Raw genomic sequence first — 21,086 nt, forward strand, 5'->3', positions numbered from 1 at the left:
ACGTATATCCATGAAAAAGAAAATATTAATCACAGGTGGAGCAGGTTTTATTGGCTCTCATGTTGTTCGTTTATTTGTAAACAAATACCCTGAATATCAAATTGTAAATCTGGATGCTCTAACCTATGCTGGAAATCTTGAAAATCTTAAGGATATTGATTCAAAACCAAACTACACCTTTGTTAAAGGAGATATTACCGATTTGGAATTTGTATCTGGATTGTTCAAAGATTTTCAGTTCGATGGAGTTTTACATTTAGCAGCCGAATCGCATGTTGATCGTTCCATTTCTGATCCTTTGGCATTTATCACTACCAATATTGTTGGAACTGTTAACCTTCTAAATGCTGCAAAAGAAATTTGGAAAGATAACATGGACGGAAAGAGATTCTACCATATCTCAACCGATGAAGTTTATGGCTCGTTAGGTGAAACCGGTAAGTTCCTAGAAACTACTCCATACGATCCAAGAAGTCCATACTCTGCATCAAAAGCAAGCTCAGATCATTTGGTGAGAGCATATTTCCACACCTACAACATGCCTGTAGTTCTATCAAATTGTTCCAATAACTATGGGGCAAATCAATTTCCAGAGAAGTTGATTCCTTTGGTAATCAACAATATTAAGAACTCTAAACCTCTGCCAATTTATGGAAAAGGCGAAAATGTTAGAGACTGGTTATTTGTAGAGGATCATGCCTTAGCAATTGACATGATTTATCACAAAGGAAAAACTGGAGAAACATACAATATTGGTGGAAACAACGAGTGGACAAATATTGATTTGGTAAGAAAGCTTTGCGATATCATGGACAAGAAATTAAACCAGGAAATCGGAACTTCTCAAAAACTAATTACCTTCGTAAAAGATCGTGCTGGTCATGATTTACGTTATGCAATTGATGCTACCAAAATTAAAAATGAATTGGGCTGGGAACCTAGCATTCAATTCGAAGAAGGTTTTGAACAAACCATCAATTGGTATCTTGAGAATACTGATTGGCTGGAAAATATCCTTTCCGGAGATTACGAAAAGTACTATGAACAACAGTACGAAAAGAGATAAAAAACAAAGAGCGATGTCAATTGACACCGCTCTTTTTGTATCTGATACTTTTGATTTATTCTACAGTAACCGATTTTGCAAGATTACGAGGCTGATCTACATTACATCCGCGTAATACTGCAATGTAGTAAGAAATCAACTGGAATGGAACCACGGTCAATAAAGGAGCTAAAGCTTCCAATGTTTCCGGAATTTCAATCACATAATCTGCCATATCTGCAATTACAGTATCTCCTTCGGTAACAATTGCAATCACATGACCTTTACGAGCTTTTACCTCCTGAATATTACTTACAATCTTTTCGTAAGATTTATCCTTAGTCGCCGCTACAAACACTGGCATGTGCTCATCAATTAAGGCAATTGGTCCATGCTTCATTTCTGCTGCAGGATAACCTTCTGCATGGATGTATGAAATCTCTTTCAATTTCAAAGCTCCTTCCAAAGCAACTGGGAACAAGAATCCACGACCTAAATAAAGTGCATTTGTAGATTCAATATATCTCTTTGATAATTCTTTAATATCCTGATCTTTCTCTAAAATTTTAGCAATTTTCTCAGGAAGATTAGCAAACTCTTCGATCAACTTGTGGTAATCTTCTTTTGCCAAGGTTCCTTTTCTGTAACCTACCAACATAGCCATCATGGTAAGTACAGTAACCTGTGCTGTAAATGCTTTTGTTGAAGCTACCCCAATTTCTGGTCCAGCGTGAGTATAAACACCAGCATGAGTTTCTCTTGGTATACTTGAACCAACAACATTACAAATACCTAAAACAGTAGCTCCTGCTTCTTTTGCCAACTTGATTGCAGCCAATGTATCTGCAGTTTCGCCACTCTGACTGATTGCCAATACAATATCATCTTCAAAAATTACAGGATTTCTGTAACGGAACTCTGAAGCATATTCTACTTCAACCGGAATTCTGGCAAATTCTTCGAACAAATACTCGCCAACCATACCTGCATGCCACGATGTACCACAACCAATAATTAAAATTCGTCGAGCATTCACCAACTTTGGAATTACATCGTTAATCCCGCCAAGGAAAACTTCTTTATTTTGAGGAGATACTCTTCCTCGAATGGTATCATGAATCGAACTGGTTTGCTCAAAAATTTCCTTAAGCATGAAATGCTCGTATCCTCCTTTTTCAATCTGCTCTATATCCAAATCCAACTGCTGAACATGAGGTGTTAATTTATCGTTCTGCAAAGTCTTCAATACCAACTCATCACGATTAATGATAGCAACATCATCATCGTTAAGATAGATTACGCTCTGAGTATATTCAATAATTGGAGTTGCATCTGAAGCAAGGAAATACTCACCATTTCCAACACCAACAACAAGCGGACTACCTTTTCTGGCTGCAATTAACTGATTTGGTTCATCTTCACAAATAACAACCAGACCATATGCACCAACTACTTTTGTAAGTGCCAAGCGTACTGCTATTTCTGCAGTAACTTCACCTTTTAGATAGATATATTCAATAAGGTTTGCCAAAACCTCAGTGTCTGTTTCACTTTGGAAGGAATAACCTCTTTTTACTAGTTTCTCTTTTAAGAAGGCATAGTTTTCAATAATACCATTGTGAATAATCACAAATTTATTATTCATTGAACTGTGGGGGTGAGCATTTTCATCATTTGGTTCTCCATGAGTTGCCCAACGAGTATGCCCTATACCTATGGAACCTGAAATATCGTGTCCCTTTACATGATCTTCTAAATCTTTTACCTTACCCTTGCACTTAAATACTTGAGTTTGGTTAGTTCGAAGTGCAATACCAGCAGAATCATATCCGCGATATTCTAATCTTTTTAAGCCATTGACCAATATAGGATAGGCATCCTTATTGCCAATGTAACCAACTATTCCACACATAAATACATAAATTTCAATCTCGGTACCACTCAAGATTGGTTTATAATTCTAAATCAAAAATCACATTATAAGTCTAATTTTATAATAGTTAGCCTTAAACCTATAGCTTCATTTCAATTATCAATAAATTCCTCCTAAAAATATAATAAGTTAGCTTACTCACCAAACTTAACTGCAATTTATATCGATAAAAAAAGTGCATTAAAACCAAAGTTTAAATGCACTTTCTAAAATATTTTAGTGTCCTACTATTCAGCTACTAATTCATCGTAAAAATCAGAGTAAGCTGTAATGTATTCTTCTTTGTTCTTATAAGGCATAAATGGCTTTCCTGAAGCTTCAGCATAAGCCTTAATTTCTTCATTAATATTTGAACTACCCATGATAATCGCATCAGATTGGTCTATTGCCAACTTGTGAAGCGCTACATAATTCGCATCCTCCAATACTTTAACATCTTCTTCTTCCACTCCTTCAATAATTGCTTTTGCTTTGAAGTCAGAGCTAAATGAAGTTGAGAATTCATCATCGTAAATAGAGAATACCACTTTTGTATCCGTAAACAATGGATCTTCGTTAAATGCTTTCTTTAAATACAAAGGAGTCAATCCGGTAAACCAGCCTTGACAGTGAACGATATCTGGAGCCCAACGTAACTTTTTAACAGTTTCTAAAACTCCACGAGCAAAGAAAATAGCTCTTTCATCATTATCTGCAAATCCATCACCGTTTTCGTCCGTCAAAATTTGCTTTCTGTGGAAGTAATCTTCGTTATCGATGAAATATACCTGCATTCTTGCAGCCTGAATAGAAGCAACCTTAATGATCAATGGATGATCCGTGTCATCAATAATTAAATTCATACCAGACAAGCGGATTACCTCATGCAACTGATTTCTTCTTTCATTTATGCAACCGTAACGTGGCATGAAAGTTCTAATTTCTTTTCCTTTTTCTTGGATTCCTTGAGGAAGATATCTTCCGATTTCAGACATTTCAGTTTCAGGAAGGTAAGGGGTAATTTCTTGTGAAACAAACAATACTTTTGTCTTTTCCATATAGTCGCTAAATATTAATACAGATTATCTGCGCAAAATTAATAAAAATATTTAACAAACCTGACCTTTGGCAAGGGTTAAAGAACCTACAATACAATTATATGCACTTATTATTTCTCAAGTATTATTTATTTATTTTATTTGCAGTCTTAACCAAAAAAACCGAAATGGTTTTGTAAGATTTTTAAAACAGGATGGAAATAGTAAAACTTGTTGCTGAAACAAAAGCAAAAATCAGCAAGTTTATTGAGGAAGGAAAAAGTATAGGATTCGTGCCAACTATGGGGGCTTTACACGATGGTCACTTATCACTTACAGCCGAATCTGTAAAAGAAAATGATATTACAGTTGTAAGTATTTTTGTGAATCCAACACAGTTTAATAATCCCAACGATTTAAAAACTTACCCGAGATGCATTGAGCAAGATCTTGAAAAACTTTCAAAATACAATCCTGATTTGATTTTTATCCCTGAAGTGGAGGAAATGTATCCCGAACCAGATACTCGTGTATTTGATTTTGGACACCTTGACAATGTAATGGAAGGCAAAAATCGACCAGGACATTTTAATGGAGTTGCTCAAGTTGTAAGTAAACTTTTCGACATAGTAACTCCTCATAAGGCCTATTTTGGTCAAAAAGATTTCCAACAAGTAGCTGTTATTAAGCAGATGGTGAAAGATCTTAAGTTAAATGTAAAAATCGTTCCATGCCCTATTATCAGGGAAGAAGATGGTTTAGCTATGAGTTCCAGAAATTTACTACTTACAGAGGATCAAAGAAAAAATGCATCTAAAATATCTGAAACTTTATTTAAAGCTTGTAACTTAGCAGCCGATTTAAGTGTAAACGAATTGAAAGATTGGGTAGTTGATGAAATCAATAAAAACCCATATCTTTCGGTCGAATATTTTGAAATCGTTGATGATACATACTTGCAGCCTATTAAAAGCTGGGACGAAAACAAGGTAAAAGTTGGATGTATCACCGTTCAGGTAGGAAAAATTCGATTGATTGATAATATAACTTTTTAAATATTAGTTCAAATTAAAATGTACATTGAAGTTTGTAAATCGAAGATTCACAAGGCATCAGTAACTGGTGCAGATCTTCAGTATGTTGGTAGCGTAACCATTGATGAAGATTTAATGGATGCAGCAAACCTAATTGAAAATGAGAAGGTTCAGATTGTGAATATTAACAATGGTGAACGCTTAGAGACTTATGTGATTCGTGGCGAAAGAGGTTCAGGTACAATTTGCTTGAACGGGGCTGCTGCCAGAAAATGTGCTGTTGGTGATGTAATTATCATCATCTCGTATGCATCGATGGATTTTGAAGAAGCTAAAAACTGGGAACCAAGCCTAGTATTCCCTGACACAGCAACTAATAAATTGATCTAAATTAATTTAGAATACATGCAAAGGCTGTTCTTTCGAGATCAGCCTTTTTTTTGTGAGTGAATCTAAGCAACTTCTGGTACCTCATCCACACTTTAACTCATTCACGAATTCTTTTGCTACTCTCTTACCGATAAATTACCTTTAAGCAAAATCTTAAAAAATGGATAAACTACAATTGATAAAAGATAAAATTATCTTCAAGAAGGAAGATGCCTTTAACCGATTACAAACCTGGCGATTTAAAGACAAAAAAATCGTATTCTCCAATGGATGTTTCGACATTGTTCACCGTGGCCACCTTGAATATTTGGCTTCGGCTGCCTCAATGGGAAATAAAATGATCATCGGTTTAAATACCGATTCATCAACCCAAAGACTAAAAGGTCCTACCCGTCCAATCAACGATGAATACTCGCGAGCTCTTCTATTGGCTTCACTGGGATTTGTTGACATGGTAATTCTTTTCGAAGAAGACACTCCATACAATTTGATTGATTTCGTTCAGCCTGACGTCTTAGTTAAAGGAAGCGATTACAAAGCTGAGGATATTGTGGGATACGATATCGTTAAAGCAAAAGGTGGAGAAATCAAAACTCTAGACTTTATCGAAGGATTCTCTTCAACAGGAATCATCAAAAAAATACAACAAGAAGGATAAATTTAAGATTCAAACACAAATTTGAGTTTATTACTCATTGTTAATTACTAATTGCTAATTATATCAAAGTGGTTGCCAAAGCGAAAACAAAAAGTGCCTGGTTCTGTCAGAATTGTGGAGTAGAATCTGCCAAATGGGTAGGTAAATGTCCTTCCTGTGGCGAATGGAATACATTTGTAGAAGAGATTGTCGTAAAGTCGAAAAACGTAAATGTGGTTGGATCAAACGGCGATACGAAAAACAAACCTTTAAAGATTTCTGAAATTTCATCTTCCGAAGAAAAAAGATACAACACCCAAAATATGGAGTTGAATCGTGTTCTTGGAGGTGGATTGGTTCCGGGATCCTTAATCCTGATTGGCGGTGAACCAGGAATTGGAAAATCGACTTTGGCACTTCAAATTGCTTTGCATCTTAAAAACTACAAAACACTTTACGTATCGGGAGAAGAGAGTGCACAGCAAATTAAATTGAGAGGGAATCGAATCAATACTGATAACGACAATTGCTTAATTGTAAGCGAAACCTCAATGGAAAACATCTTCTCTCACATTAAAAATACCAATCCAAACATTGTGGTAATCGATTCCATTCAAACCCTGGCAACAGAAAGAATCGAGGCAGGTCCGGGAAGCGTTTCTCAAATCAGGGAATGTACTTCTCAATTGCTGCAATATGCAAAACAGTCGGCGGTTCCGGTTCTTTTAATTGGTCACATTACCAAAGATGGAAGTTTGGCCGGACCAAAAATTTTAGAGCACATGGTGGATACCGTTCTTCAGTTCGAAGGCGATCAGAACCACATGTACCGAATTTTGCGAGCTACCAAAAACCGCTTTGGATCAACCTCGGAAATGGGAATTTACGAGATGCAGCACACAGGTTTGAGAGAGGTCTCCAACCCTTCAGAATTGTTGCTTTCGCAGGAAGATGAAAGTTTGAGTGGAACAGCCATTTCTGCTTCAATAGAGGGAATGCGCCCATTCCTGATTGAAATACAAGCATTGGTAAGTTCTGCTGCCTATGGTACACCTCAACGATCATCCACAGGTTTCGATTTGCGCCGTTTAAATATGCTTTTGGCAGTTTTGGAAAAACGCGCCGGCTTCCGACTTTCAACCAAAGATGTTTTCCTAAACATTGCCGGAGGAATTAAGGTTAACGATCCTGCTATCGATTTGGCGGTGATTATTGCCGTACTTTCATCAAGCACCGATATTTCGATTCCAAAAGAAGTTTGCTTTGCAGGCGAAATTGGTTTATCCGGCGAAATTCGTCCGGTTAATCGTATAGACCAAAGAATTAGTGAAGCGGAAAAATTAGGATTCAAACAAATCTTTATTCCAAAACACAACTTAAAAGGCTTGGATATCTCTAAGTTTAAAATCAAAGTGCATTTGGTAAGCAAGGTGGGTCAGGTATTTCAAACCTTATTCAGATAGCAAGTATTTGTAGAAGACACAGTAAAAAATCCACATTCTAAACTGTGACCTTATGGATTTTCAAACTTCGGTTTGAATTTTTAATACGTATTAAAATATTCTTTAACAGCTATTAAATTAATTTTTAATAGCTGTTATAATTTCATAACTTGAGGTATTGAGTTTCTATTAATAAGTAGAAGTTCCTTAAAACAATACAATATATTTACCCAAACCAAGCGTTATGAGCGTAGAATATAAAGTCGTGAAACATGCAAGCCCCGGTGTTAAAGGTGGCGGAGAATACAAGTATTACCCCCGAATTACCAACCGAAGAACCGTTAAAGTTAAGGAGCTGTGTAAACACATTGCCTTAATGTCAACTTTTAGCGAAGGGGATGTTATGGGCGTACTACATACTTTCATAACAGAAATTCCTGATTTATTAAAAGACAATTGCAGCATCGATTTGGAAGGTTTGGGCATTTTCTCTCTTCATGCATCGGGAGAAGGATGCGATACGGAAGAGGAAGTTACCGCACAAAAAATTACAAATACCAAGATAGCCTTTCGACCAAGTAAAAGGTTAAAAACTGAAGTATCAGGTACGAAGTTTATAAAAGCAAGGAATTTTAAATAATGATTATATCAACTGTTTGACTTTTCTAGACTTTTAAGAAAAAAAGAGGATGCCTTGGCGAGACATCCTCAATAGTAAAACAGTTACTATGAATTTTTTCGATTCGATTTGGCGTACCGAATCTGCTAGCATCGGAATAGAAAGAATAAACTGAATCTTTCCGCTTTTCATGCCCGAAAGCTAAAATCCATAACCCAGGCAGGTCTTCTGGCTTGTTCCGGCTTTCAACTCCTTCCCATCCCTATGTATCGGAACAGTGGAACACTTGTTAAAAACACAGATTCACAATTGAATCGGAACTTACAGCTGCGGGGACAGCTCCTGATTTAAACAGGATTCCCTATTATTCTCCTGTCGGAGAACCTGAATCGCAGTACAATTTTAAACAAAATTACTTGATCTTACAACAGATTTTAAATCTGATTTTTATACCGATTTGTTTCTAATATGTCATACCGTTTCGCTACTCTCACAGTACTCCTTTAGAAATCTATCAGCATAATGCATTTGGTCTTCTATTCAAAATTGTATTAAAAGAAATCTTCATCATCAAAATCCTCAGTACTACTGTTGGATTTATCATTGGTAACAGATTCACAATCCAAGTTTATATTAACACCTCGAGGTTTTTCAAAATCTCCTTTTTGCATGCCTAAGCTTTCATCGGCATATACTTTTTGCATGTACAAAGCCCAAATTGGCAATGCCATATTGGCCCCCTGCCCTAATCTAATTCCTTCAAAACGAATAGCTCTGTCTTCGGCACCAACCCAAACTCCTGAAACCAACTCAGGGGTAATTCCCATAAACCAACCATCGGAATGATTCTGAGTGGTACCTGTTTTTCCTCCAATAGGATTATACAGATTATATTTAAATCTTAATCTTCTACCAGTACCTTCCCTTACCACACCTTGCAACAGGTTGGCCATTAGATAAGCTGTTCTTTCATTCATTACTTCGGTTTTTCGTGGAACCGATTGAGCAATTAAATTGCCTTTGCTATCCTCAATCTTGGTAATGAAACGTGGTTTGATGTACACCCCTTTATTGGCAAACGAGCCATAAGCTCCTACCATTTCGTAAACGGAAATATCAGAGGTTCCCAAGAATATGGAAGGTACAGCCTCAATAGGACTAACCACTCCCATTTTTCGAGCCATCGCAACTACAGCCTCAGGCTTAGTTTGCTTTAAAACCCATCCTGAAATATTATTAACTGAATTAGCCAAACCCCATTTTAGGGTTACCATTTCACCACTATGAGCTTCCGTTGAGTTTCTGGAAGTCCAAGGAGTACCATCAGGCAGAATAAAAGTTTGTGGAATATTTGGCACCTTATCGCAAGGCGTTAAACCTTCCTGCATTGCCAAAGTGTATAAAAATGGCTTAATGGTAGAACCCACCTGGCGTTTACCAAGCGTAACCATATCGTACATGAAGTGTTTATAGTTTGGACCGCCTACATAAGCTCTAACCTCACCGGTTTCTGGTACCATAGACATGAAACCAGCACGTAAAAATCCTTTGTAATATAACATGGAATCCATTGGTGAGATAATGGTATCTCGCTCACCTTTCCATGTAAATATTTTCATTTCAACAGGCTTTTTAAAATTTTCTTTGATCTGCTCAAAGCTTAAACCTTTCTTTTTCAGAACACGATGCCTTTCACTTCTGCGAATCGATAAATCAATCTGATGTTCGAACTCTTCATCACTCAAATCATCTGAGAAAGGTGGGTTTCTATGCTTCTCTTTTTCTTTGTCGAATCCTTTCTGCAAATCAAGTCCCAAGTGTTCCTGTACAGCTTCCTCCGCATACTTCTGCATTCTCGAATCAAGAGTCGTATAAATCTTCAAACCATCTTCATATATATTGTATGGTGTTCCATCAGCTTTTTGATTCTTATTGCACCAACCATAGAAAGGATTGATTTCCCACTCCAAAGAATCTTGCTTGAACTTTTGCATATTCCATGAAGGGTAATTTTCTCTTTCCGGTTTATTGGCAGTAAGAGACATTCTTAAATACTCTCTGAAATACGGAGCCATTCCTCTCTTGTGATCCACTTTTTGGTAATCGATACCCAATGGCAATTGTTTTAATGAATCAGCAATCTGACTTTCCAAATAACCATACTTCACCATTTGAGAAAGAACCGTATTGCGTCGTCCTTTAGTAAGCTCTGGTCTTCTAAGTGGATTAAAGTATGAAGAATTCTTCGCCATACCAACCAGCATTGCTGCCTGTTCCAATTTTAACGAATCGGGAGTTGTATTGAAATATACATTTGCCGCCGATTTGATACCAACAGCAAGGTTCAAGAAATCATACTTATTAAAATACATAGTCATGATTTCTTCTTTCGTATAGCTTCTTTCTAGCTTAACTGCAATTACCCATTCTCTAAATTTTCGAAATACAATATCTAATTTATTCTGGAAATCCTCTCTTGGGAACAACATTTTTGCCAACTGCTGAGAAATGGTACTACCTCCACCAGCACTGCTATCACCTGTTGCCAACCCTTTTAACACACGTCCCAATCCTCTAAGGTCAATTCCCGAGTGACTTTCGAATCGAACATCCTCTGTTGCAATCAGTGCGTCAATCAAATATGGCGATAGCTCATCATGATCAACAAAAGAACGGTTTTGAAAATAAAATTTCCCTAATAATTCTCCGTCTGCAGTATAAATTTCGGTAGCCAAACTACTTTTAGGATTTTCCAAGTCTTCAAATGTTGGCATAAATCCGAAAGTACCATTTGATATCCCTGCAAAAAACAATACAACACAAATAAGCCCAACAATAAAGATCGACCAAAATATAAGCAATGGCTTTTTGTAAATCTTAATTTTCGATTTACTGCTTACCTCTTCATTACCAGCATTAAACTCTGCATTAGGATCTATTTCCAGATTTGGATTGATTTCAGACATACTTCTGTATTTTTTATGAGCTGTAAAAATAGCAAATTAAATTCTAACATATAAGACGTATTTTTCGGCATTTTATTTGATTTTTGACCTATATTATAATAAGGTAATATCAAAATAATTACAACAAAATTTTGAACTTAGGTCCCTTATTGTTTTACTTTGCAAAAAATTTTAACCTAAACTTCCCAAAGAACAGATTCGAGATGGTAGAGAATTTAGTAATAGTTGAGTCCCCTGCAAAAGCAAAAACAATCGAGAAATTTTTAGGCAAAGATTTCTTGGTCAAATCAAGTTTTGGGCATATTCGGGATTTGGAAAAAAAGGATTTTGGGATTGATATTAAAAACAATTTCACACCTAAATATATTGTATCTACTGACAAGAAAAAGGTAGTTACCGAATTAAAAAAACTTGCAAAGGAAGCCAAAACGGTTTGGATCGCATCCGATGAAGACCGCGAGGGAGAAGCCATTGCATGGCACTTGTTTGAAGTGTTGAAATTGAAAAAAGAGAACACCAAACGAATTGTTTTTCATGAAATTACCAAGCCTGCAATTCTAAATGCAATCGAAAATCCTCGAGATATTGATGATAATCTTGTTAACGCTCAGCAAGCAAGACGAATATTAGATCGATTGGTAGGTTTTGAGATTTCGCCAGTATTGTGGAAAAAGGTAAAGCCTCAACTTTCGGCAGGTCGTGTACAGTCGGTAGCTGTTCGACTTTTGGTTGAAAGAGAAAGAGAAATTATTGCATTTAATCCTGAAGCATACTACAAAGTAGTTGCCCACTTCTTTGTAACTGAAGAAAATGGAAGTCAGAAAACCTTAAAAGCTGAATATCCAAAGCGCTTTGCCACAAAAGAAGAAGTTCTTAAGTTTTTAGAAAGTTGTAAAAATGCAGAATATAAGGTTAGCGATATTGAAAAGAAACCTTCAACTCGTAAGCCAGCAGCTCCTTTTACCACTTCAACTTTACAACAGGAAGCAAGTAGAAAATTAGGATTTTCGGTAGCACAAACCATGGCCGTTGCTCAGCGTTTGTACGAAGCCGGAAATATCACATATATGAGAACTGACTCGGTAAACCTTGCTGATACTGCATTGGCTGCAGCTAAAGAAGAAATTACCAAGCGTCATGGCGAAGAGTATGTGAAAATCAGAAAATATCAGACCAAAAATAAAGGTGCGCAAGAGGCTCACGAGGCAATCCGTCCGACCTATTTAAATAAAGAGGAAATTGATGGTGAATCAAATGAGGTTCGTTTGTACAACCTAATTTGGAAAAGAACCATTGCTTCTCAGATGAGCGATGCTAAATTGGAGAAAACCAATATTAAAATTAAGGCATCAACCAATAACGAAGAATTTATCGCTACTGGAGAAATGATTAAGTTCGATGGTTTCCTTAAAGTATACATGGAATCTACCGATGATGAGAATGGCAAACAGGAAGAAACATTATTACCAACGGTAAAGGTTAATGATCCTGTTACTGAAGATTTCTTGAATGCAACTCAAAACTTCACATATCGTCCTCCAAGATACACCGAAGCTAGTTTGGTGAAAAAATTGGAAGAACTTGGAATTGGTCGTCCATCTACTTATGCTCCAACCATTACTACCGTTCAAAATCGCGGATATGTAGTAAAAGAATCGAGAGATGGTGTTGAGAGAAAATATGAAGTTATCAACCTGAAGGAAAACAATATTTCTGAGGAAGTAAAAACACAAATCACTGGTGCTGAAAAAAGAAAACTGTTCCCAACTGATATAGGAATGGTGGTTACCGATTTCTTAAATGAGCATTTTCCAAATGTAATGAATTACAACTTCACTGCTGATGTAGAGAAAGAATTCGATGATATTGCCTTGGGTAAATTGATTTGGCATGAAATGATTGGAAAGTTCTATAATCCTTTCCATGAAAATGTAGAAAAGACACTTGAACATTCAGAAAGATCAACAGGTGAGAGAGTTTTAGGTGAAGATCCTAATACAGGTAAGGTGATTTTGGTTCGAATCGGAAGATATGGTCCTATGGCCCAACTGGGAGAAACACCTGAAGATAAAGATGCTGAAGCTCCTAAATTTGCAAGCTTACGACCAGGACAACATCTTGAAACCATTACGCTCGAAGAAGCCCTTGACTTATTTAAATTACCAAGAGATCTTGGTTTATACGAAGATAAAAAAGTAGTTGTCGCAATTGGCCGATTTGGTCCATACGTGCGCCACGATGGTAAATTCGCATCTCTTAAAAAAGATGTAGATGATCCTATGGAGATTGATCTTCCTAGAGCAATTGAATTAATTGAAGAAAAGAGAAAGAAAGATAGAGAAAAATTTATCAAAGCTTTCGATGAAGATCCTGATTTACAAATATTAAATGGTCGCTGGGGACCTTATATTTCATACAAAAAAGAGAATTTCCGATTGGCAAAAGATATCGAAGATCCTAAAGCATTAAGCTTTGAAGATTGTATGAAAATTATTAAAGAAGGTCCTAAAAAGAAAACCACGAAAAAAGCAGCAACTAAAAAGACGACTGCAAAAAAAACGGTGACCAAAAAGAAATCTACAACGACGAATAAAAAAACTACAACTGCCAAAAAGGCAAAAAAATAAATTTTTGATTTTTTTTTCAGGGCTGTTCCAATCAACGAACAGCCTTTTTTTATTGCCATTTCGGGATTTTTCCCCTTACCTCACACTCATTATATTGTTCATTTAAAATTAAAAGCTTAAAAATATATTAACAAAATAATAAAATCACCGTAAATACAGATTACGTAATTCACATACGTCAATCAGATTTATAAAGAGTTATATATTTTATTAGTTTAATTTAATATTTTGATAGCTAAATATTTTTCAAAAATAGACATCTAAAAATTGTTGATAAAAGCACTTGAACCTCTGATAAAACTTGTAAGGACGATTTATTTTTATTTACTTTACTCCTCACAGTTTTTGAGAATTACTGAACTATATAGTGTTTCATGAAAAAGATATTTTTCTTCATAATATTTATTTGTTGCGCTCTGATTTTAAGAGCACAACAAGACCCACAGTTCAGTCAAAATATGTTTAATATCCTTTCAGTAAACCCTGCATATGCTGGCGCCGAAAAGGATATTGTGGTCTCAGCAATTAATCGACAACAATGGGTTGGGTTCGAAAATGCACCGGTTACAACCGTTGTAAACCTAAGTGCTCCAGTTCGATTTGGTGGCAAATCTCATGGCTTAGGATTAAGCATCATTAGAGATGAATTGGGTTTTGAAAAAAATACTGGCTTTAGACTAAGTTACTCCTATGAGAAAAAACTTAGTACTGGTTCTCTTTACTTTGGTGCATGTCTTGGTTTGCAAAACAATGCCTTAAAAGGAGAATGGTTTGTACCAGAAGGAGACGAATATGTTTCAGCTCAGAATGATTTAGGAGACGGAACAATTGATGAAGGTAAAATGGTTTTCGACCCTGGATTGGGAATTTTTTACCAAACAGATAACTTTTATGCCGGTGTTTCCGTATTGCATGTCACGGAGCCATCTGTTGCATATAGTGAATCGGTAGAAACCTATTTGGCAAGACATTATTATGCAACTGCCGGATATACCTTGAAGCTTGATGAAAGCTGGGAAATATTACCATCAGCATTTTATAAAACAGATGCTGTTGTTTCTCAAATTGATATAAACAGTTTGTTACGATACAATAAAAAGATTTGGGGAGGCGTTTCATATAGAGTTGATGATGCAATAGTAGGAATGATGGGTGTGTTATTCAATAATGGAATTCAAATTGGATATGCATATGACATTTCAACATCAAAAATTGCAAAAGCATCTCACGAATTTCTGTTAACGTACAGATTCAACACTAAATTGGAAAGCCGAAATCAAAAATATAAGAGTATTCGATTTTTATAAAAAATATTAAAAATCTGTGCTTTTTGCACAATTTACAAAACCACTATGAATAAACTACTTACAACACTAGGTGTAATTGTTTTATTGTTCCTGTCATCGTGTGGAAGCCGCACTGGTAATGGAGAACTTGTTGGTGTCGGTCAGAGAGGAAAATGGTTTGAGCCGAAACCTTACGGTATGGTACAAATTCCGAGAGGAAGTTTTACTATGGGGCCAAACGACCAGGACGTAGCTTGGGCACTGAACGCCACAACAAAAACAGTTTCTGTTGAATCATTTTGGATGGACGAAACAGAAATTACCAATAATGAATACCGTCAGTTCGTATACTGGGTGCGCGACTCTATCGCACGTCAGTTATTAGGACAGCAGTTTGAGGAATTCCTGATTGCAGAAGACAACAATGGTAACCCTATCGATCCTCCTTTCATTAACTGGGAAGAAAGATTGGATTGGAATGATGAAGAGTATGTTGAAATTCTTGAAGAAATGTATCTTCCTGAGCATGAAAGATTCTTCCGCAACAAAGAGATAGATACCCGAAAACTGAAATATCAGTACGAATGGGTTGACCTTCAACAAGCGGCTAAAAAATCGAACCGTTACAATTACGAAACGGGCGAGTATGAAGGTATGGTAGACGACTACAAAGGTGGTAGAAAGCAAATTGAAGACAGATCTTCTTTTATCATGAAAGAAGCATTAAATATTTACCCAGATACTCTATGTTGGATACAAGATTTTACTTACTCGTATAATGATCCTTGGACAAAACAATATTTTTGGCACCCAGGATATGATGATTATCCAGTAGTTGGTGTATCGTGGAAACAAGCAACGGCTTTCTCGATTTGGAGAACTCGTTTCCACAACTCAGCTCTAAAAGCCGAAGGAGATTATCCAGTTCAGGATTACCGCTTACCTACCGAATCGGAATGGGAGTATGCAGCACGTGGTGGAATTGCACAAAACATGTACCCTTGGGGAGGTAATTACACCAGAAACGATCAAGGTTGTTTCTTGGCTAACTTTAAGCCTTTACGTGGCAATTATGTAGACGATGGAGGTTTGGTTACTCTTCCTGTTGGAAGCTACGAGCCGAATGAGTATGGTCTTTATGATATGGCAGGTAATGTTGCAGAATGGACTTCCGGAGCTTATGATGAATCAGCCTATTCTTTTACACACGATATGAATCCGAATTACGAATACAATGCACTTCCTGATGATCCTCCAGCTTTGAAGCGAAAAGTGATTAGAGGTGGATCCTGGAAAGACATTGGATACTTTATGCAATGCGCAACCAGAACATACGAATATCAGGATACTGCAAAATCGTATATCGGTTTCCGCTGTGTGAGAACTCATTTAGGTAGATAAACTACTCAATAACTATTTATTTTTAGATCTATTCAATAAAATCCGACATGAATATTACAGAACTGGTACAATCTCCGAGATGGAAAAAATTTATGGGCTATGTGTATGGTTGGGGGGCTTCCGTCGTACTAATTGGTGCCTTGTTTAAAATTATGCATTATCCTTATGCGGGCCTACTTTTATCAGTAGGTATGTCTGTTGAAGCAATCATCTTCTTCTTTTCAGCATTTGAACCACCACACGAACAACCAGATTGGAGTTTGGTATATCCTGAACTAATTGGTTTAGAACCACGCGAACAAATGGTAAAAGGTGGCGGCGTTCAAGTTGAAGGCTTAGAACAGTTGCAACAATTACTTGAAAAAATTAGTGTTGAACCTGATAAATTGTCCCACCTAAGCCAAGGCTTAGCTAAGCTTACCAATGCAGCTGATAATTTGGCAAATCTTTCAGATGCTGCTAAGGCTACAGATGGATACATTCAAACCATGCAAAAAGCTTCAGAATCTGTTGGCGAATTTTCGGGTAAATATGCTGATACTACACAGCAACTTTCTGATTCTGCAAATCAACTAAGTGCTTCATACCAAAATGCAGCTTCTTCTGTTGAAAATTCAGGAAAAGAGTTTGCCAACAAAGTTAACGAGTCGGGCAATAACCTATTGAATTCATATCAGAAAATAGATCAATCGTTACAGAGTGATTTTGGTAAAATTGCTGAAAACAGTGGTAATTTCAATACCTCTATGGAGGCTATGAACAAAAATCTTTCATCATTGAATGCGATTTACGAATTGCAATTGAAGCAAGGTAATCAGCAGATGGAAAATGCCAAAAATGTACATCAAGATTTAGATAAGGTGCTTCAAACTCTTACTGCAACATTAGAAAATGCACAAACTTATCGCAAAGAAACTGAACAATTGAATCAAAATCTATCTGCATTAAATACCATTTATGGTAACATGTTAAGTGCAATGGATCATTCAAAAAAGAACTAGTATTAACAATCAAGCTAAGCTGAAATGGGAGCAAGTAATTGTAAAGAAACGCCACGGCAACGGATGATTGGGATGATGTATTTATTTCTGACAGCAATGTTAGCAATAAATGTATCAAACGAAGTACTGGACGCTTTTACAACAATTGATAATGGTTTATCGAAAACCATATCGACTTTTGAGGATAAAACTGCCGTTACTTACGGAGAATTTAAAACTGCTTACGAAGCAAATGAAAATAAAGTAAGAGAATCTTGGGAATACGCCCAAAACATCAGAACACAATCGGATAGTCTTTTCAACTATATTCAAATGTTAAAAGAAAAAATAGTTGAAAAAGCTGATGGACCAGAGTATGATATGAAGAATATCAAAAATAGAGATAATATTGATATTCCTGGTGAAGTAATGTTAGTTGGTAGACATGGTAAGGATTTGAAAAAAGCTATCACAGAATATCGTGAATTGGTTTTGAGTTTTGTTGATGTAAAAGATGAAACGCTTCGCCGTGCCATAAGTGAAACATTAGATACATCTAAACCAAAGAAAAATACAAAAGGAGATCCTAATTATTCATGGGAATCCAAACAATTTTCTCATACTCCTTTGGTAGGAGCAGTTACGCTTTTATCAAAAATGCAATCGGATGTCAGAAATACAGAATCTGATATTGTTAACTATCTGTTCAACCAAATTGAAGCTGAGTCTTTTAGTTTTAACAAATTAAAAGCTGAGGTTTTTGCTCCTTCAAGTTATATTTTAAAAGGAGATACTTACAAGGCGCAAGTATTTTTAGCAGCTGTTGATACAACTCAATATCCAAAAGTAATTGTTGATAGAAGAGGTCAATTAAATGAATTTGATAGAGATGGAAGAGCTTTGTATAGTGCTAAAGCGGATAAAGTTGGACCTGTAAAATGGGGAGGTATCCTTACTTACAGAACTCCTTCTGGAATTGAAAAAGAACTTGAGTTTTCATCTGAGTACATTGTAGCAGAACCTAACGTAGTAGTTTCTCCTACCAAAATGAATGTTTTCTATGTTGGTGTTGACAACCCTGTTAGTATATCTGCTCCAGGTTTTTCTTCGGATAGGATTCGAGCAACAATGACTAATGGTAAGTTAATTCAACGAGGTAATGATTACATTGCAAAACCTCAAGTTGTGGGAAGAGATGCAAAAGTTCTTGTTGAGGCCAATTTCGATGGTGAATGGAGACCACTAAGAACAGTTGATTTCAGAGTGAAACCTATTCCAGATCCTGTGGCCAAGATTGCAGGCAAGAATGGTGGTAAAATTAAGAAGAACCTATTATTGGCTCAACAGGGCGTTGATGCTGCAATGGACAATTTTGATTTTGATCTTAAATTTAATATCACTGGATTTACTGTATCAACCATCCAAAAAGGATTTACTATTGATGAAGCCTCAAGAACAGATACATTTACCCCTGAGCAGATAAAAATGTTCAGAAATTTGAAAAGAAATAACAAAGTTTATATCGAAGATATTAGGGCGGTAGGTCCCGATGGTGTTACCAGAAATCTACCAGCTATTGTATTTAGAATAGAGTAATAAAATTTACATACGATGAAAAAAAGCTTATTACTATTAATTGGTCTGGCGCTATTTTGTTCTGCAAATGTAATGTCGCAAACAAAAGCAACCAGTGTGTACAGTAAAAATCACATTAAGAATCGTAAACCAATTCCTTTCTCAAACATTCGCGAATCGGATGTAATGTGGTCAAAATTGGTTTGGAGAATTGTTGATTTAAGGGAGAAAATGAACCTTCCAATGTATTATCCAACTACTCCACAGGACGATCGTTACAGCTTAATTGATTTATTGATGTACGGCATCGAAAATGAAGGTTTAACTGCCTATTCGACTAATGATGACGAATTTAAAGAGCCAATGACATTGGATGAAATTAGAGCAAAGTTCGATGCACAAGCCGACACCATTATGCAGCGCAACAGACTAACCGGTGAGTTGGAACCAGTAATCCTTCCTGGAGAAATGCACACCGACGACGTGAAGCGTTATATGGTAAAAGAGCAATGGTTCTTCGATAAGCAAACTTCAACCATGCAAGTTCGAATTATTGGTATTTGCCCAATTCGCGAGTATGTAAAAGATGGTGATACAGCAATGGATGGTGTACAAAAGAAACAGCTATTTTGGGTTTATTTTCCTGAAGCAAGACCATTGCTAGCTACACATGAGGTATTTAATCCTTTCAACGATGCAGCTCGCTACTCCTTTGATGATTTATTCATGAAGAGAAGATTTTCAAGCTACATCACTCAAATTTCTAACGTACACAACAACCGAGGAATTAGCGAATATACAGTTGGAATTAATTCGATGCTAGAAGCTGAAAGAATTAAGAACAATATTTTCGAATATGAGCACGATCTTTGGGAATGGTAGAATTTTATATGCATTCAAAATAAAAAAGGACCTCGATTAGAGGTCCTTTTCTTTTGCTAAAATATTAATATCTAAATATATTCTTCTCCTTTTGTAATTTTTACATCGTTTACGAACTTCCGAATTTCCTGCTCATCCCTCTTGCGGCAAATTAAAAGCGTTTTATCGGTATCTATAACAATGTAATCCTTTAAACCCTGTACAACAACCAACTTTTCATTTGGAGCATTTACCAAACAATCTTTCGATTCATACAACATTACATTATCTCCCTGGATGGCATTTTGATTATCATCCTTTATCGAGTTTTCATACATAGATCCCCAAGTTCCTAGATCAGACCAACCAAATTCGGTACAGTATACATATACATTATCTGATTTTTCAAGAATCCCATAATCGATAGAAATATTCTGACATTCAGGATAAATCCTATCAATTGCCGTTTGTTCATTTTCTGTATCTACATCCTCAAAAATTGAATCGAATAAGGCAACTACTTCAGGCAAGAACTTATTAAAAGAATTCTGAATGGCTTGTAGAGACCACAAGAAAATTCCTGAATTCCAGAAAAACTCCCCTGACTCATAAAATATCTTAGCCAAATCTAAATGAGGCTTCTCGGTAAATGTCTTTACGGGGTAAATATCTGACAATTTCTCCACTGATTTTCTTCCAACTTGTATGTATCCATATCCAGTTTCAGGTCTGCTAGGCTTCATCCCCAATGTCAGAAGTTTATCCGCATTACTAACAAAATCGATTCCTTCTTTTAAAACCTCTAAAAACTTTACTTCATCTAAGATCAGATGATCAGCCGGAGTAACTACCACTGAAGCATTAGGGTTTCTCTTTAGAATCTTATAATTTGCGTAAGCAATACAGGGTGCAGTATTTCTTCTTAATGGTTCCAATAACACCTGACCTTCCTTTATTTCAGGAATTTGTTCCAACACCAAATCCTTATAAATGGCATTGGTAACCACAAAAAAGTTTTCAATCGGACAAACCGAAGCAAATCTTTCAAAAGTGTGACGAATTAAAGTTTTCCCAGTTCCAAGAATATCAAGAAATTGTTTAGGTCGCAAATTTTTACTCAATGGCCAGAATCTAGAACCGACTCCTCCTGCCATTATTACGCAGTAGTTATTTGGATTCATATTTGATTATTAATAATATGCATATAAATATTAGATATCCTAAAATACAGAAAACTCAATTCATATCAAAAATAGTTTGGGTATTACTGAACA

The 21,086-nt window shown here is 36.2% G+C and carries 16 protein-coding genes and 1 riboswitch; of the genes, 12 read left to right on the plus strand and 4 right to left on the minus strand.

The window, feature by feature from the left end:
• Window positions 1-10: 10 nt before the first annotated feature.
• Window positions 11-1,066, plus strand: a complete 1,056-nt coding sequence (gene rfbB, locus ACKPCA_RS14660) for a dTDP-glucose 4,6-dehydratase (RefSeq protein WP_321279785.1) — start codon at window positions 11-13, stop codon at window positions 1,064-1,066.
• A gap of 55 nt (window positions 1,067-1,121) precedes the next feature.
• Here the strand turns inward: rfbB and glmS are convergent, their stop codons facing one another.
• Together glmS and ACKPCA_RS14670 are read right to left on the minus strand one after the other, a co-directional pair.
• Window positions 1,122-2,957, minus strand: a complete 1,836-nt coding sequence (gene glmS, locus ACKPCA_RS14665) for a glutamine--fructose-6-phosphate transaminase (isomerizing) (RefSeq protein ID WP_054723006.1) — start codon at window positions 2,955-2,957, stop codon at window positions 1,122-1,124.
• 248 nt (window positions 2,958-3,205) lie between these two features.
• Window positions 3,206-4,015, minus strand: coding sequence for a glycogen/starch synthase (locus ACKPCA_RS14670; protein ID WP_054723004.1), 810 nt, complete (start codon window positions 4,013-4,015; stop codon window positions 3,206-3,208).
• A gap of 194 nt (window positions 4,016-4,209) precedes the next feature.
• Between ACKPCA_RS14670 and panC the strand changes: the two genes are divergently transcribed.
• The 5 genes from panC to ACKPCA_RS14695 all read left to right on the plus strand — a co-directional run bounded on the left by panC (window position 4,210) and on the right by ACKPCA_RS14695 (window position 8,137).
• Window positions 4,210-5,049 carry a pantoate--beta-alanine ligase gene (panC, locus tag ACKPCA_RS14675; protein ID WP_321279788.1) on the plus strand — a complete coding sequence of 280 codons (840 nt, stop codon included), beginning with the start codon at window positions 4,210-4,212 and terminating at the stop codon, window positions 5,047-5,049.
• Window positions 5,050-5,067: 18 nt separating this feature from the next.
• Window positions 5,068-5,418 (plus strand): aspartate 1-decarboxylase, encoded by a 351-nt coding sequence (gene panD / locus ACKPCA_RS14680; RefSeq protein WP_054723000.1) that lies wholly within the window; start codon window positions 5,068-5,070, stop codon window positions 5,416-5,418.
• 160 nt (window positions 5,419-5,578) lie between these two features.
• Window positions 5,579-6,076: a D-glycero-beta-D-manno-heptose 1-phosphate adenylyltransferase gene (gene rfaE2, locus ACKPCA_RS14685; RefSeq protein ID WP_321279792.1), complete on the plus strand. Its 498-nt coding sequence runs from the start codon at window positions 5,579-5,581 to the stop codon at window positions 6,074-6,076.
• Between the two features lie 68 nt (window positions 6,077-6,144).
• A complete protein-coding gene (gene radA, locus ACKPCA_RS14690; protein ID WP_321279793.1) occupies window positions 6,145-7,518 on the plus strand; it encodes a DNA repair protein RadA in 1,374 nt (457 codons plus the stop codon).
• A gap of 223 nt (window positions 7,519-7,741) precedes the next feature.
• On the plus strand, window positions 7,742-8,137 hold the full coding sequence (locus tag ACKPCA_RS14695; RefSeq protein WP_321279794.1) for an HU family DNA-binding protein: 396 nt from the start codon (window positions 7,742-7,744) through the stop codon (window positions 8,135-8,137).
• Between the two features lie 180 nt (window positions 8,138-8,317).
• A riboswitch (cobalamin riboswitch) is annotated at window positions 8,318-8,519 on the minus strand.
• A 148-nt stretch (window positions 8,520-8,667) separates the two neighbouring features.
• Here the strand turns inward: ACKPCA_RS14695 and ACKPCA_RS14700 are convergent.
• Window positions 8,668-11,082, minus strand: a complete 2,415-nt coding sequence (locus tag ACKPCA_RS14700; RefSeq protein ID WP_321279795.1) for a transglycosylase domain-containing protein — start codon at window positions 11,080-11,082, stop codon at window positions 8,668-8,670.
• A gap of 203 nt (window positions 11,083-11,285) precedes the next feature.
• On the opposite strand from ACKPCA_RS14700, the gene topA reads away from it, so the two are divergent.
• From topA to porN, 6 genes are all read left to right on the plus strand, one after another.
• Complete coding sequence (topA, locus tag ACKPCA_RS14705) at window positions 11,286-13,709, plus strand: type I DNA topoisomerase (RefSeq protein ID WP_321279796.1); 2,424 nt, start codon at window positions 11,286-11,288, stop codon at window positions 13,707-13,709.
• Between the two features lie 374 nt (window positions 13,710-14,083).
• Complete coding sequence (locus ACKPCA_RS14710) at window positions 14,084-15,016, plus strand: PorP/SprF family type IX secretion system membrane protein (RefSeq protein ID WP_321279797.1); 933 nt, start codon at window positions 14,084-14,086, stop codon at window positions 15,014-15,016.
• 45 nt (window positions 15,017-15,061) lie between these two features.
• Window positions 15,062-16,396 carry a T9SS ring complex lipoprotein PorK/GldK gene (gene porK / locus ACKPCA_RS14715; RefSeq protein ID WP_306741979.1) on the plus strand — a complete coding sequence of 445 codons (1,335 nt, stop codon included), beginning with the start codon at window positions 15,062-15,064 and terminating at the stop codon, window positions 16,394-16,396.
• A 47-nt stretch (window positions 16,397-16,443) separates the two neighbouring features.
• On the plus strand, window positions 16,444-17,397 hold the full coding sequence (gene porL, locus ACKPCA_RS14720) for a type IX secretion system motor protein PorL/GldL (RefSeq protein ID WP_321279798.1): 954 nt from the start codon (window positions 16,444-16,446) through the stop codon (window positions 17,395-17,397).
• Between the two features lie 96 nt (window positions 17,398-17,493).
• Window positions 17,494-18,972, plus strand: a complete 1,479-nt coding sequence (porM, locus tag ACKPCA_RS14725) for a type IX secretion system motor protein PorM/GldM (protein ID WP_321279799.1) — start codon at window positions 17,494-17,496, stop codon at window positions 18,970-18,972.
• A gap of 15 nt (window positions 18,973-18,987) precedes the next feature.
• Window positions 18,988-19,833 (plus strand): type IX secretion system ring subunit PorN/GldN, encoded by an 846-nt coding sequence (gene porN, locus ACKPCA_RS14730; protein WP_054721481.1) that lies wholly within the window; start codon window positions 18,988-18,990, stop codon window positions 19,831-19,833.
• 71 nt (window positions 19,834-19,904) lie between these two features.
• Here the strand turns inward: porN and ACKPCA_RS14735 are convergent, their stop codons facing one another.
• Entirely contained in the window at window positions 19,905-20,993 is a 1,089-nt protein-coding gene (locus ACKPCA_RS14735; RefSeq protein WP_321279800.1) for a mannose-1-phosphate guanylyltransferase, read from the minus strand.
• Window positions 20,994-21,086 lie beyond the last annotated feature (93 nt).

It is taken from the genome of Marinifilum fragile (assembly GCF_963677365.1).
GTDB lineage: Bacteria > Bacteroidota > Bacteroidia > Bacteroidales > Marinifilaceae > Marinifilum > Marinifilum fragile.